The organism is Saccharothrix luteola, from assembly GCF_020859565.1.
In the GTDB taxonomy this organism is placed as follows: Bacteria; Actinomycetota; Actinomycetes; order Mycobacteriales; family Pseudonocardiaceae; genus Actinosynnema; species Actinosynnema luteola.
Window position 1 is genome coordinate 78,956 of sequence record NZ_JAJHUO010000033.1, and the last position, 14,201, is coordinate 93,156.

Below are 14,201 nucleotides of genomic sequence, written 5' to 3' on the forward strand. Positions count from 1 at the left end.
CGGCGCACGGGGGTGAGGGCGTGGCGGTCGTGTTGCGCTTGCTGGGGGAGGTGGCCGCCGAGGTCGACGGGCGGCCGGTGGACCTGGGCGCGCCCAGGCAGCGGTGCGTGCTGGCCGCGTTGGCGGTCGACGTCGGCCGGGCGGTGCCGGTGGACCGGCTGGTCGAGCGGGTCTGGGGCGCGGAGGTCGCCAGACGCGCGCCGGCCACCTTGCACAGCTACATCTCGCGGCTGCGGCGGGCGCTGGCCGGCGCGGACGGTGCGGCCATCGTGCGCCGGTCCGGCGGGTACGCGCTGGTCGCCGACGCGGTGGTCGACCTGCACCGGTTCCGCCGGCTCTGCGGCCGCGCCCGCGACGACGGCGCCGTGCGGTCGTTGACCGAAGCGCTCGCGCTGTGGCGCGGTGAGGCGCTGACCGGCCTGGCCGGTGAGTGGGTGCTGGCCGTGCGCGACCGGTTGCGGCAGGAGCGGTCGGCCGCCGAGCACGACCTGGTGGACGCCCGGCTGCACGCGGGGGAGGGCGCGGAGCTGGTGGCCGAGCTGTCGGCGCGTGCCGCGCGACACCCGTTGGACGAGCGGGTGGCCGGCCAGTACCTGCTGGCCCTGCACCGGGCCGGGCGGACACCCGACGCCCTGGCGCACTACCGACAGGTCCGCACGCGGTTGGTCGAGGAGTTGGGCGCCGAGCCGCGGGTGGCGCTGCGGGAGCTGCACCGGCGGATCCTCGCCGCCGACCCGGCCCTCACCGCGTCGCACCCGCGTGCCGCGGCGGTGGTGCCTCGTCAGCTGCCGGCCACGCCCGTGCCGTTCGTCGGCCGTCGCGACGAACTGGACCGGCTCGACGTCGTGAACGCGGGCATCACCGCCGTCGTCGGTGCGGCGGGCATCGGCAAGACCTGGCTGGCGCTGCACTGGGCGCACCGGCGGCTCGACCGGTTCCCCGATGGCCAGCTGTTCGTCGACCTCGGCGGGGCCGGCGCGCCGATGGACCCGGTGGTGGCGGTGCGCGGGTTCCTCGACGCGCACGGCGTCGACCGGCAGCCGACGGACCCGCACGCCCGCGCCGCGCTGTTCCGCAGCCTGGTCGCGCAGCGGCGGATGCTGCTGGTCCTGGACAACGCCGCCGACACGGCCCAGGTCACCCCGCTGCTGCCGGGCGGCCGGTCGTGCGCGGTGATCGTGACGAGCCGCGACAGCCTGCCGGGGTTGATCGTCGGGCACGGTGCCGCGCACGTTCCGCTGGACGTGCTGTCGAGGGCCGAGGCCCATGCGTTCTTGACCGCCCGGCTCGGCGCGGCCCGGGTGCGGGACGAACCCCGCGCGGTCGAGCAGCTGGTGGGGCTGTGCGGCGGGTTCCCGCTGGCGCTGGGCATCGCCGCGGGCTACGCCTGCACCCGGCCGCGCCTGCCGCTGAGCGCGCTGGTCGGCGAGCTGCGGTGGTTCGACCTGACCTCGTGGGTGGACGGGGACCTCGCGGTGGGTGCGTGCGCGGTCCAGCCCTGGCGTCATCGCCGGACGTTCCGCGACCAGGGCCGCCTGGCCGCGCTGCCGGTCGTGAAGCCGGCATCGGCCTGCCCGGCGGACTACCGCTTCGGTTCGACGGGGGACTGCTGCGCGGTCTGGCGGGCGCACCGCTGGGACGGACCGCGGGTTCGCTGAACCCCACCGCCCGCCTGCGCCACCGCCGACCGGCCAGGTCGGTGCTTCGCGGTGTCGGCGCGGCCGGGCGGTCGCCGGGTCAGTCCGTCGGGTCGGGGCGTCGGGCGGCGATCAGCACTTCCAGGCCGTCCAGGATGCGGTTCAGGCCGAACGCCCAGCCGTTGTCCCGGGGTGCACCGTTGATCGACCGCGCCGCCTCGTGCAGCGCCGGGAAGCGGTCGCGGTGCTCGTGCAGGATCGTCCGCAGCTGCTTCTGCTCCGTCCACGGCTGCGTACCCGCCGTCGCGCCCGACTGCGTGTTGCGGATGTGCCCGCTGAGCAGGAACACCGCGTCCATCCGCTCGCCGCCGTCGAGCCCGGTGCCGTCGAGCGCGGCCACCGCGGACTCCGTCCAGCCCACCTCGCGCGGACCGGTCATGCGCTCACCGGTCGTCGCGGCGGGCAGCCACGGGTGGCGTCGCCAGGTCTCCCGCATCAGGTCGGCCCACCTGACCAGGCGCGGTCGCCACCCGCCCGGCACGCCGCTCAGGTCCGGCGGCTCGCCGACGGCCGACTCGATCATCACGGCGACCAGCTCGGCCTTGCTCGCCACGTGCCGGTACAGCGCCATCTTCGTGACGTCCAACTTGGCGGCGACCTGCTGCATCGACACCAACGCCATCCCCTCCGCGTCGGCGACCCCGATCGCCGCGGCGGCGATGCGGTCGACGGTGAGCGCGACCCTGGGTGGCCGTGCGGGCTTGTCTCGCGAACCCCACAGCAAGTCCACGCCCTGGTCCTCGCTCGCCATCCGCTCACCGGCTTCCGAAATCGAGGGTTGCTCACGTTGTCGATCTGTGTCTATCGTACATCAAGTGTCCGACGGACACACAAGTATCCGCAGGACACAGCCGTGTCCGCCTGTGCCAATGGGGGCTTCAGACCATGTCCGTGAAGATCTTCGTGAACCTGCCGGTGACCGACCTGACCAAGTCGATCGAGTTCTTCGCCGCGCTCGGCTTCGCGCACAACCCGCAGTTCACCGACGAGAACGCGTCCTGCGTCGTGTTCAGCGACACCGTCTACGCGATGCTCGTGACGAAGCCGTTCTTCCAGACGTTCACCACCAAGGAGATCGCCGACGCCACCACGACCACGGAGGCGATCGTGGCGCTGTCCCTGGACAGCCGCGAGCAGGTCGACGAGGTGGCGGACAAGGCGCTGGCCGCGGGCGGCGGGTTCGTCAAGGACGCCGAGGACCACGGCTTCATGTACGGCCGCAGCTTCGAGGACCTCGACGGCCACGTGTGGAACCTGTTCTGGATGGACGAGGCCGCGGCGCAGGGCTGAATCCCGGCCGGGACGCGGACGCCCGGCTGATCACCCGAGCCCGAGGGACCGGGCCGGGTGATCAGCCGGTGACCGGCTGGCGTCAGCCGATCTGCCACTGCTGGTCGGCCGCGCCGACGCAGTCCCACATCACGACCGCGGCGCCGTTGCCCCGGTTGGCGGCGGGGATCGTCAGGCACTTGTTGTTCGAGTTCCGCAGCTCGCTGCCGTTGAACCGCCACTGCTGCCCCTGGCAGTCCCACTGGTTGAGGCCCGCTCCGTTGGCGCCGTTGCTGTCGTTGACGTCGAGGCACCTGCCGCTGAACACGTTGCGGTACTCGCTGCCGTTGCTCTCCCACCTCTGGCCGTCGCCACCGGTGCAGGTCCACATGGCCACGGCGCCGCCGTTGGCCGTGTTGCCGCCCCGGACTTCAAGGCACAACCCGCTCAGCCTCGAGACGATCTGGACGCCGACCTCCGCCTGCTCGGACCGCGGCTGCGGCGCGGTGCCCGCCGAGGCCGACGCGCTGACGAGACCGCCGACCGCCAGCGCCGCGGCGGCCACGCCCGTGAGAAGCCCTTTCGAACCGGACCGGATCATGGTGTCCTCCCCTTGAACCTCTGGTGCAGGTCCGCGCTGCCACGCGACCTGCGCTGAACCCTCCGCCGCGTGGCGGCTCGGCGGGTATCCCGAAACTTGGGGGTGCCGGGCGGGCGACCGCGGCGTTGCGGGGTGGTCGAGAACGGCTCACACTGCGCGGTGTGGACCGTTCGGGGGAGCGGTTGCTGCGCGAGCTGACCGCGGTGACCGGACAGGGTGCGAGCTGGGCCGAGTCCGGCGCGGAACTCTCACGGGCCGTCGCGTCCGTGGTGCCGCACGACGGGGCGCGCTTGACGGGTCTGGGGCCGGCGACCGGGTTCGGACCGGCTTCGTTCAGCTTCTGGCACGGTTACGAAGCGGACTTCGGCCAGGGGTTGCTGCGCGGTTGCCACACGGGCCAGGACCCGTGCCTGCGCGAGGACCTCGCGCGGCGACCCGTCCCGGTCGACGTGGTGGCGGGCGCGGGCGACGGCCCGCGGCACCGCGCGGTGCGGCGGCTGTTCGCCGATCACGGCGTCCAGAGCGAGCTGCGGCTGCTGCTGCGCGACGCCCGCGGCGTGTGGGGGACGCTCGGCCTGATCCGGGCGCGCGGCGCCCGGCCGTTCAGCGACGAGGACCTCGGCAACGCCGCGCGGCTCGGACCGACGTTGGTCGCGTTCCTCCGCCGGTACGTGACCGCGGGCCCGCTGGTGCCCGCCACGGAGAGCCCGCCGCCGGGCGTGATCGTCCTCGGCCCGGACCACGGGATCAGAGCGGCCACTCCGGCGGCGCTCGCCTGGCGGGAGCGGCTGCAGAGCCGCCTGCGCGCTCCGGAGTGGACCGGCAGGTCCTTCTTCGCCGGGATGTCCGCCCTGGCCCGCACCCCGGCGGGCGCGCCGCTGGTGCTGGGCCCGGCGGCGAGCTACGGGCGGTGGGTCGCGTGCCAGGCGGAGCGGCTGGACGCCGACGGCGGGGGCGACGTGGCGGTCGTCATCCAGGCGGCCACGGCCGCGCAGCTGCTCCCGTCCTTCTGCTCCTGGTACGGCATCACGGCCCGCGAACGCCAGGTCGTCGAGCAGTTGCACGCGGGTGCGGCGCCCAAGCACATCGCCCGCAGGCTCGACCTGTCGGTGCACACGGTCAACGACCACCTGAAGGCGATCTTCCGCAAGACCGGCGCCCGGGGTCGCGACGAGCTCATCGCCGCGATCAACTGACCGTGCCGGCGGCCGGCCGGACGCGGCGGCGCGGGCGCAGGAACCCACGCCGCCGCCCGGCACCGGTCAGAACTGCAAGGACCAGCCGTTGATCCGGCCCGTGTCCGCGGACGCGACGTCCTGCACGCGCAGCTTCCACGTGCCGTTGGCGACCTCCGAGGACGCGTTCACCGTGTACGTGGTGACGACGTTGTCCGCGCTGTCGTTGCTCGACGTCTTCACCCGGTACGCCGAGCCGTCCGGCGCGATCAGGTCGATCACCAGGTCACCCCGGTAGGTGTGGGTGATGTCCACGCCGACCGCCAGCGCCGACGGCGCGTTGCCCGCGACACCGGAGACCGTGATCGGGCTCTCGACCGTGGTCAGGTCGGGGATGGTCACGTCGGCCGGGTTCTCGAACCGCGGCCCGGGCGGGTTGCCGCCGGAGCCGGCCAACGTCCACAGGGCGTAGGCGATGGCGTCGGTGTTGCGGTCCAGCGCGGTGGCGTCGACGTTGGACAGCGTGTCGCACGAGCGGTGGTAGCAGCGGTCGAAGGCGACGCCCGCCGTGCCGCCCCACTTCTGCGCCTGCGCGGAGGTCTTGGTGACCTCGGCGCCGGTGAACGTGCCGCCGACCGGGATGCCCGCCCTGGCGAACGCCGCGTGGTCGGACCGCCCGCCGACCGACGTCAGCTCGGTCGGCACGCTGAACGCCGCCTGCAACGTCTGCTGCAGCAGCAACGACCCGGTCGGCTGGCCGGAGGCGCTGTAGACGAAGTAGCCCGGGTTCGGCGAGCCGATCATGTCGAAGTTCAGGTACGCCTTGATCCTCGACCGCTCGGTCGTGGGCAGGTTGTTCACGTAGTACGTGGAGCCGATCAGGCCGAGCTCCTCCGCGCCCCACCAGCCGAACCGGACGTGCTTGGTCGGGGCCAGGCCCTGCCGCGCCACGGTCAGCGCGACCTCCAGCAGGCCCGCCGAGCCGGTGCCGTTGTCGTTGATCCCCGGGCCGGCGCTCACGCTGTCCAGGTGGCCGCCGAGCATCAGGACGTCGTTCGGGTCGCCGCCCGGCCAGTCCGCGATCAGGTTGTAGCCGGTCGCGCCGTTGCTGGTGAACTGCTGCACGGACGTCTGGTACCCGGCCGCGTCCAGCTTCGCCTTGACGTGGTTGACCGACGCCAGGTAGCCGGGCCTGCCGTGCGCCCGGTTGCCGCCGTTGTTGGTGGCGATGGTCTGCAGGTCGTTCAGGTGCGCCTGGACGTTGGCCACCGGGATGTCCGGCACGGCCACCGCGCTCACCGGGGCCGCGGTGGCGACGGGTGGGCTCAACAGGGCCGCGGCGAGCAACAGCGCGCTCGCCACAGGGGTCGTCCTTCTCAAGGACATGGCTGCCTCCGCAGGGTTTAGGGATAGCCACGCACGAGCGTGCGGGCTGTGCCACCCCTGCGGTAGCGACTTTCGTCGTGGCACGTTCGGACGCAGACCAGGCGATTCGGCCTGCGCGATAGCTTCAGTGCATACCAAATCCAAGGAGCTCTACTGCTGAGCGCGTTGTGCGCGGGCCCGCCGCTTGCCCTCGTGCATCGCCTGGACGCGGGCCACCGGAATGGTGTGCCCCTCGGCGACCAGGTCGTCCGGGAGCTCCTGGGGCGCGGGCATCCGCGAGTGCCACGGGTCGTCGTCGCCGAGCAGCGCCGGCGCGGTCTTCACGGTGAAGTCGGCGGGCGTCACGGAGTCGAGGTCGTCCCAGCCCACCGGGAACGACACCGTGGCGCCCGGCCGGATGCGAGGGCTGTACGCGGCGGCCACGGTCGAGCCGTAGGCCCGCGTCGAGTCGAGGAACACCCGCCCGCCCCGGTCGTCCTTGATGAACGCCGTCGTGGCCAGCTCCGGGTCCAGGCGCTCGGCCCGTGCCGCCAACGCCCGGGTCGCGGCGGCCACGTCGTGGTCGACGCCCCGCACGGGCACGAACACGTGCACGCCCTTGGACCCGCTGGTCTTCACCACGCCGGACAGCCCGTCGTCGGCCAACGCCCGCCGGACGAGCTTCGCCGCCGCCACGACCACCTCGAAGCCCGAGCCCTCCGGCGGGTCGAGGTCGAGCACGAGGTAGTCGGGCCGGTCGAACGCGTCGGCGGGTGCCGGCGTCACGTGGTACTCGACCGCGCGCTGGTTGGCGAACCACAGCAGCGTGCGGCGGTCCTCGCACAACGCGTACCGGATCTCCCGCTTGGACGTCTCCGCCCACAGGGGCACGGTCCGCACCCACGCCGGCGTGTACTTCGGCAGGTTCTTCTGGGTGAACGGCTCCTGGCCCGGCCGCACCCGCACCACCGACAGCGGTCGCCCGGCCAGGGCGGGGATGATCCGGTCGCGCACCGCGTCGAGGTAGTCGACGAGGTCGCCCTTGGTCGCCTCGGCGCCGTCGAACAACGGCTGGTCGAGGTTCGTCAGCGCCACGCCATCCCGCTCTTCACCCATCGCACCACCCTTGCGGTTGACCGTGCCGCAGGCAAGCGGGACACGGCCCGCACCACAGGGGAACGGGCCGTGTCCGGGGTTGGATCAGGCGGGGAGCCGCCAGACCTGGTTGGTGGCGGCGAAGCAGTCCCAGATCTGCAGCCGGGTGCCGTCGGCCGAACTGGGGCCGGTGGCGTCGAGGCAGCGGCCCGAGGCGGGGTTGCGCAGCGTGCCGTCGGAGCCGGGCTGCCACTTCTGCGCGCCGGTGCCGTTGCAGTCCCACAGCTGGATCACGGTGCCGTTGGCGGTGCCCGCGCCCGCCACGTCCAGGCACTTGCCGAGGGCGCGCAGCGAGCCGTCGCCGGAGACGGTCCAGCTCTGCGCGGTGGTGCCGTTGCACGTCCAGAGCTGGATGGCGGTGCCGTTGGCGGAGGACGCACTGGCCACGTCGACGCACTTGCCCGCGATGCCGGTGACGGGACCGGTGCGGCCGGGCGGGGTGGTGCCGCCCATGACCGTGTCGTAGATGGCGCTGAGCAGGGAAGTGCTGCCGGTGGTGTCCTGCGACAGCTCCCAGTTCATCACGCCGCCGGCGTTGGCCATGGCCCACTGGGTCTTGCGCTTGATGGTGGGCACGCCGTTGTAGCACTGCTGCACGCCGCTGACGGTGACGCAGTCGCGGTTGGCGTTGGCCGGGTCCATGGCGACCAGTTGCGCGTAGGTGTAGTAGTTCGGCCTGCTGTAGAACGGCACGCCTAGCACGGCCTTGGTGGCGGGCAGGCCGCGCGACTTCCAGTAGTTGACGGTGCCGATGGACCAGTCGTAGTTGGCGTGCGGGCTGCCGCCGTCGTAGGCCATGATGTTGAGCCAGTCGACCTGGCCGAACACTGCGGTCTGGACGCCTTCCGCGGTGCCGCCGCCGGAGACGACCGCGGCGGTGAGGAGCTTGCCGCGGCTGTGCATGGCGGTGCTGAGCTGTCCCATGAGGGCGGTGAAGTTGGTCGCCGACGCGCCGGGGTCGGGGTACTCCCAGTCGATGTCGACGCCGTCGAGGTTGTGCTGGTTGACCGCGTTGACCACGGCGTTGACGAACGTGGTGCGGCTGGTGGCGTTGGCGGCCAGGGCTTCGAACGCCGAGTCGTTGCCGTCGTTCCAGCCGCCGATGGCGAGCGAGACCCGCACGCCGTTGTTGTGGGCCAGGGTGACCAGGGACGAGAGCTTGCCCGGGTCGGGGATGGCCTGGAGCGTGCCGTTGGCGTTGGGCAGGGCGAACGCGTAGTTGATGTGGGTGAGCTTGGTGTACTGCACGGCGTTGACGCTGCCCGCCCAGGACGGCAGGTAGCCGACGCTCTTGAAGCCGTTGGGCAGGACGGTGGCCTGTGCCGCCGGTGCGGTGGCGACGGCCACCGCGAGGCCGGCCGCCGCCGTGGCGAGGGCGAGGCCCGCGGCGCCCCACCGGGTCGATGCGCGCCGTGATGGTGCAGGGGACTGCATGGACGTGGTCCTTTCACAGGGGTGCCCACGGCCGTCGTTCGCGCGGATGGCGGCGGATCCGCGCGGTCGCCGGCCGGGGACTGGCAGCCGCGCCCGACCTTACTGGCGTACTTGATTCAAGTCACGATAAAAGTCGGCGGGCACTGCGATGACGAGTCGTCGCAGGCGGGAGGGGTCGGCGATGACGTCGTAGGCGGCGATCCGGTCGTCCCGGACCGTGACGGTGAGGGCGAGCCGGAGCCGTCCGCGCGGTGCGACGACGATGCCGACGCGTCCGTCCACGAGGGCGGGTTCGGCGTGGCGCGCGTTCGCGGCGAGGACGACGGTCTCGGCGGCGACGGCACGCGCGCCGCGGACCTCGGCCGCCGCGCCGGGTGGCAGCACGGCGGGGTCGGCGCGGCGGACGACGTCGGGATCGAGCACGGCGAGCAGGGCGTCGAAGTCACCCGCGCGGGCGGCGGTGAGGAACGCGTCCACGACGTGCCGGTGGCGGGTGAGCTCGGCTTCGGGGAGCGCGGTGGTGCCGCGGACCTTGTGCCGGGCGCGACTGGCGAGCTTCTTCGTGGTGGCCGTGCTGCGGCCGACGATCGGCGCGATCCGGTCGAACGGGACGGCGAACGCGTCGTGCAGGACGAACGCGACGCGTTCGGCGGGCCTGAGCGCGTCGAGGACGACGAGCAGCGCCCGTCCGATCGAGTCGGCCAGCACCGCTTCGGTCTCGGGGTCGTCGGCGGCGGGCAGGTCGGGCACCTGGTCGACGACGTCCTCGCGGCGGGCCCGGCGCCGGCGGAGCACGTCCAGGCACACGCGGGCGACGACGGCGCGCAGCCAGGCGGCGAGGTTGTCGATCCCGTCGGCGTCCACCCGGCGCAGCCGCAACCAGGTCTCCTGGACGGCGTCCTCGGCTTCGGGCAGGGAGCCCAGCATCCGGTGGGCGACCGCGCGCAGGTGGCCGCGGTGCGCCTCGAATCGGTCCGCCAGGTCGTCGCGCATCGGTCCCCTCCCGGTCGTCTACCGGGTGGACGAGCCGCGGCGGTGAAAGGTGACGGGCTCGACCGCCCGGCCTCGACGTGGTAGCCAGGGATCGACTCACGGCCGCCGCCGCGGAGCGAGGAGAACGATCGCATGGGCAAGCGCCTGATGGCGGTGGGCGTCGCGCTCACCTGCCTGGTCGCGGTGCACGTCGGCTCGGCACGGGCGGAGGCGGCGGTGCTGTCCGCCGAGTTCAGCCGGTCGTCGGTGTGGAGCACGGGGTACGGCGGGCAGGTCGTGCTGACCAACACCGGTGACGTGGAGAGCACCGGCTGGGTGGTGGAGTTCGACCTGCCGCCGGGGTCGTCGGTGAGCAACGCGTGGAACTCCGTGCTCACCCGGGACGGGCAGCGCCACCGGTTCGCCGACGCGGGGTTCAACGGCCGCGTCCGGCCCGGTGGCACGGTGAGCTTCGGGTTCACCGTCACCGGCCTCGGCCTGCCGACCGGCTGCACGGTCGACGGCAGGCCGTGCGATGGCGGCGGTCCGGCTCCCGACACGTCCGCGCCCACCGTGCCCACGAGTCCGCGGGTGACGGGTGTGACGGCGGGTTCGGTGTCGTTGGCGTGGGGCGCGTCGAGCGACGACGTCGGCGTCACCGATTACCAGGTGCTGCGCGGCACGACCGTGGTCGCGTCGACGACGTCCACCGCGGTGACCGTCGGCGGTCTGCTGCCGGGCACGGCGTACGCGTTCACCGTGCGGGCGCGTGACGCGGCGGGCAACGTCTCCGGCGCGAGCGCCGAGGTGACCGCCACGACCGGCGCGGGCTCGGGGTCCACCGTGGACGTCTCCACGGCGGCGCAGCTCCAGGCGGCCCTGGCCGCCGCCGTCCCGGGGCAGACGATCCGGTTGGCCGCCGGCGTGTACCGGGGTTCGTTCGTGATCACGCGGCCGGGCGCCGCCGCCGCTCCGGTCACGCTCACCGGTCCGGCGGACGCGGTGCTGGTCAACGACGGGCCGTCGGGTTCCGCGCCGAGCTGCCCGGCGCCGACACCGGGCTGGGACCCCGGCTACGGGCTGTGGCTGCACGACGCGCCGCACTGGAACCTGGCCGGGTTCACCGTGCGGGAGTCGAAGAAGGGCATCGTCGCGGACAACTCGCACCACACCGTGATCGACCGCGTGCACGTGCACCACGTGGACGAGGAAGCCGTGCACTTCCGGCGCTCGTCGGCGGACGGCGTGCTGCGCGATTCCACGATCAGCCACACGGGACTGGTGCAGCAGGGGTACGGCGAGGCCGTCTACATCGGGTCGGCCGATTCGAACTGGGCCTGCCACGGCAATTCCGGCGGCGTGGACCGCAGCGACCGGGTGCACGTGCTGGGCAATCGGATCGGGCCGGGTGTCGCGGCCGAGCACGTCGACGTCAAGGAAGGCACCTCCGGCGGCGTGATCCGGGGCAACGCGTTCGACGGGACCGGCATCTCCGGGCAGAACTCGGCGGACTCGTGGGTCGACGTGAAGGGCGTCGGCTACGCGATCGAGGACAACACCGGCACGTTCGCCGGACCGGGGACGTTCGCCAACGGCTACGCGACCCACCACCCGGCCACCACGCCGTCGTTCGCCAACGGGTGCGGCAACGTGTGGCGGGACAACCGCTCGGACCTCGGCGGCGTCGGCCAGTACGCGATCCGGATCACGTCCACGTCGAAGTGCGCGGGCGCGCCGAACGTCGTGCACGCGTCGAACGCGGTGACGCGGGCGGTGATCGGCCTGACCAACATCGCGATCACCCCGTGACGCGCGGGAGGTGCTGCGGATCTCCGCCGCGCAAAGCGGGGAAACACATTTCCGGACGCCGATCGGAATCGCGGTGCGGCTTTTAGGTTAGGCTCCCCTTAATGATTTCGTGTTGCGGTACCCGGTGGTCGGTGGCACCGTCCCGGACAGGAAACCTGCTGTCCAGAGGAGCGGTCATGACCACCACGGAAATGCCGGCCGTCAACTCGTGCACGGTCACGGGTTGTTCGTACAACCACGACGGTTGTCACGCTTTCGCGATCACCGTGAGCGGTGCGAACGGGGCCGCCGACTGCGGAACGTTCATCCCCCTGGCCCGCAAGGGCGGTCTGCCCAAGGTCGTCGCGCAGGTCGGCGCGTGCTCGCGCACCGACTGCGTCCACAACGCCGAACTGGAGTGCACCGCGTCCGGTGTGCGCGTGGGGCCCGGGCAGGGCGACCACGCCGCCAACTGCCTCACCTACACCAGGGCGAAGGACACGGCGAGCCCGACGATGTCCTGAGGGCGCACGACCGCCGCCGGCCGGTCAGCACCCCTCAGAGCTGACCGACCGGCGGGGCGGGACGGCGTCTCAGCGCCGTCGGCGGTGGTGCCGTGCGACCACGAGCGAGGCGGCCACCAGCACCAGGTTCTTCAGCACGAACTCACCCGTGACGGTGAGCAGCAGCGGGTTGCCGTGGTGGAACGCCACCGCCGGCTGCACCACCAGTACGAGGAACGTGCCGAGCAGGTGCAGCGCCGTCAGCGCCGCGACCAGCCGCACCCGCACCGCCAGGACCAGCGCCATGCCCGCCAGCACCTCGAACACGCCGACGGTCGGCACGAACCAGGACGCCGGCAGGAACGGCACGGTGTCGGCGACCAGGTCGCGCACCGGCGACGTGCCCGCGACCTTCAGCACCCCGAACCACAGGAACACCACGCCCAGCGCGATCCGCAGCAGCGGAACGCTCCGGTCGAGCACGCCGTCCACCGCGCGTGACGCCCCGTCGAGCAACGCCGTGCGCGAGGACCCCGTGGTCGGCGCCTGGTCGGTCTCCCGCTCGCTGGTCAGCTCGCTGGTCATCCGTCATCCCCCCTCGTAGCGGTCGGCTCAGGCGCCGGACCGGCGCGCCGTGACGAGCGTGTCGCCCAGCGACCGCAACCGCGTGTCGGTCCGCTGGACCTGCTCCGCGACCACGTCCAGCGCCCGGTCCAGGTGCGGGCGCACGGTCGCGGCCCAGTCGACGCCCGACGCCCGGTCACGGGCGTCCTGGGTCGGCTCCGGGAACGCCGCGGCCACCGCGTACACGACCGCGCCGAGCACCGCGTCCAGCACCAGCTCCGGCAGCAGCGACATCACCAGGTTGGGCAAGTGCCCCGCCTCTTCGCCACCCGATCGGGGCTGCCACGGGTCGAGGTGCGGCCGGACCATCTCCCACAGGCCCGCGTCGACCGCGCCCACGCCGTACCGGCCGGCCCACTGCAACGCGTCCGCCCTGGTGACGGTGGCCGTCAGCACCTGGCGGGCGTCCGCGCCGATCCGCAGCAACTCCGCCAGGTCCAGGTCCTCCGGCGTGCCCATCAGCGCCGGCCGCAGGTCCATCGCCACCTGGTGGTGCCAGCGCGTCGCCCAGACCGCGCGCCACCACATGGCCTCCTGGGTGGTCGGCCGGGACAGCCACACCGCGATGTTGCGGAAGTAGGCCTTGATCTCCTCGTACGCGGCCCGACCGGCCGGCGACGCGGCGAACCCGACGCTCTTGATCGGGTCCTCCGGCACGGTCGGGTCGCCGACCAGGTTGACGTTGAAGAAGTGGTGCCACGTGGCGTCCACCGCGACCCGGCCGACGCCGACCTGGTGCCCGTCGTACGCGCCGATCGCGCCGAACGTGCTCGCGTCCAGCCGCCCCTTGCGCGGGTCGAGGTCCGCGGGCCGGGAGTTGATCGTCGACCACGCCACGACCTCCGGCGCCAGCCCCGCCGGGTACTCGGTCATCTCGTACCCGTCGAAGGTGAACGACCTGGTCAGGTCGTCCGGCACGTAGCACTCGCCCTCGTGCGGGTGGTCCGGCAGCACGCGGATCGTGCCGCGCGGCCCCGACAGCAGCGGGTGCGGGTAGCCCTGGTGCGCCCACTTCGGCGAGTCCGACGTCGCGTACATCCGCGGCGTGATGACCTGCGGGATGTCGTCGGACTGGTCGTTGAGCTGGTACAGCGGGTCGTGGCCCTCCGACAGCGTGTCGTTGCGGTCCGGACCGTCGATCGACGGCGCGACCGGCTCGCCGTGCGGGCCGGGGTCCGGCCAGTGCCACTTGCGCATGCTCCGCACGCGCGGCAGGTCGCCGCACATGGACACGCCCAGGTCCTCGTGGTCGCCGGTGGCGAACACGCCGCCGCCGGCATCCATGAACTCCGCCAACGCCCGCAACTCGGTCTGGTCCAACGGCGGCCTGGGCGCGCGGGCCACGCCGAACAGCCAGATCTGGTCGTACTGGCCCAGGTCGTGCCCGTCGAACCGGAACCCGGCCAGGTCCGCGGACAACGCCGGCAGGTTCTCCTCCCGGTGCGCCCGCGTCACCTCGAACCGGACCCACGGCCCGGGCGGCGTGGACAGCACGTCCACGAGGGTGGCCAGGCCGAAGTCGGCCCGGTCGAAGCTCGCCGTCCCATCGGTCACCATCAGGATCCGGACGGCGTCCGGCTCGGCCAGGACGGACGTGTTCGGCATGGGTGCTCCCTCT

General features: G+C 72.9%; 13 protein-coding genes. 5 read left to right on the plus strand and 8 right to left on the minus strand.

Annotated elements, in window-relative coordinates; translation table 11 throughout:
- The first annotated feature begins 20 nt into the window (after positions 1-20).
- Positions 21-1,658, plus strand: coding sequence for an AfsR/SARP family transcriptional regulator (locus LNK82_RS37560; protein WP_230571607.1), 1,638 nt, complete (start codon positions 21-23; stop codon positions 1,656-1,658).
- A 79-nt stretch (positions 1,659-1,737) separates the two neighbouring features.
- Here the strand turns inward: LNK82_RS37560 and LNK82_RS37565 are convergent, their stop codons facing one another.
- Positions 1,738-2,448: a TetR/AcrR family transcriptional regulator gene (locus LNK82_RS37565; RefSeq protein WP_230571608.1), complete on the minus strand. Its 711-nt coding sequence runs from the start codon at positions 2,446-2,448 to the stop codon at positions 1,738-1,740.
- Between the two features lie 134 nt (positions 2,449-2,582).
- Here LNK82_RS37565 and LNK82_RS37570 point away from each other — a divergent pair, with 134 nt between their 5' ends.
- Positions 2,583-2,987 carry a VOC family protein gene (locus LNK82_RS37570; RefSeq protein ID WP_230571609.1) on the plus strand — a complete coding sequence of 135 codons (405 nt, stop codon included), beginning with the start codon at positions 2,583-2,585 and terminating at the stop codon, positions 2,985-2,987.
- Between the two features lie 82 nt (positions 2,988-3,069).
- Here the strand turns inward: LNK82_RS37570 and LNK82_RS37575 are convergent, their stop codons facing one another.
- The gene (locus LNK82_RS37575; RefSeq protein WP_230571610.1) at positions 3,070-3,567 is read right to left on the minus strand and encodes an RICIN domain-containing protein; all 498 of its coding nucleotides are present in this window, start codon (positions 3,565-3,567) and stop codon (positions 3,070-3,072) included.
- A 161-nt stretch (positions 3,568-3,728) separates the two neighbouring features.
- Between LNK82_RS37575 and LNK82_RS37580 the strand changes: the two genes are divergently transcribed.
- On the plus strand, positions 3,729-4,763 hold the full coding sequence (locus LNK82_RS37580) for a LuxR C-terminal-related transcriptional regulator (RefSeq protein ID WP_230571611.1): 1,035 nt from the start codon (positions 3,729-3,731) through the stop codon (positions 4,761-4,763).
- Between the two features lie 66 nt (positions 4,764-4,829).
- Here LNK82_RS37580 and LNK82_RS37585 read toward each other — a convergent pair whose 3' ends face one another.
- From LNK82_RS37585 to LNK82_RS37600, 4 genes are all read right to left on the minus strand, one after another.
- Positions 4,830-6,128, minus strand: a complete 1,299-nt coding sequence (locus LNK82_RS37585) for a M28 family metallopeptidase (RefSeq protein WP_230571612.1) — start codon at positions 6,126-6,128, stop codon at positions 4,830-4,832.
- 150 nt (positions 6,129-6,278) lie between these two features.
- A complete protein-coding gene (locus LNK82_RS37590; protein WP_230571613.1) occupies positions 6,279-7,223 on the minus strand; it encodes a DNA polymerase domain-containing protein in 945 nt (314 codons plus the stop codon).
- Positions 7,224-7,307: 84 nt separating this feature from the next.
- The gene (locus LNK82_RS37595; RefSeq protein ID WP_230571614.1) at positions 7,308-8,696 is read right to left on the minus strand and encodes a glycosyl hydrolase family 18 protein; all 1,389 of its coding nucleotides are present in this window, start codon (positions 8,694-8,696) and stop codon (positions 7,308-7,310) included.
- 99 nt (positions 8,697-8,795) lie between these two features.
- Positions 8,796-9,689, minus strand: a complete 894-nt coding sequence (locus LNK82_RS37600) for a sigma-70 family RNA polymerase sigma factor (RefSeq protein WP_230571615.1) — start codon at positions 9,687-9,689, stop codon at positions 8,796-8,798.
- A 132-nt stretch (positions 9,690-9,821) separates the two neighbouring features.
- On the opposite strand from LNK82_RS37600, the gene LNK82_RS37605 reads away from it, so the two are divergent.
- Together LNK82_RS37605 and LNK82_RS37610 are read left to right on the plus strand one after the other, a co-directional pair.
- The gene (locus tag LNK82_RS37605; protein ID WP_230571616.1) at positions 9,822-11,477 is read left to right on the plus strand and encodes a cellulose binding domain-containing protein; all 1,656 of its coding nucleotides are present in this window, start codon (positions 9,822-9,824) and stop codon (positions 11,475-11,477) included.
- 176 nt (positions 11,478-11,653) lie between these two features.
- The gene (locus LNK82_RS37610) at positions 11,654-11,980 is read left to right on the plus strand and encodes a DUF1540 domain-containing protein (RefSeq protein WP_230571617.1); all 327 of its coding nucleotides are present in this window, start codon (positions 11,654-11,656) and stop codon (positions 11,978-11,980) included.
- Between the two features lie 69 nt (positions 11,981-12,049).
- On the opposite strand, the gene LNK82_RS37615 is transcribed toward LNK82_RS37610, so the two are convergent.
- Entirely contained in the window at positions 12,050-12,544 is a 495-nt protein-coding gene (locus LNK82_RS37615) for a DoxX family protein (RefSeq protein WP_230571618.1), read from the minus strand.
- A 27-nt stretch (positions 12,545-12,571) separates the two neighbouring features.
- On the minus strand, positions 12,572-14,188 hold the full coding sequence (locus LNK82_RS37620; RefSeq protein WP_230571619.1) for a hypothetical protein: 1,617 nt from the start codon (positions 14,186-14,188) through the stop codon (positions 12,572-12,574).
- Between the last annotated feature and the right edge of the window lie 13 nt (positions 14,189-14,201).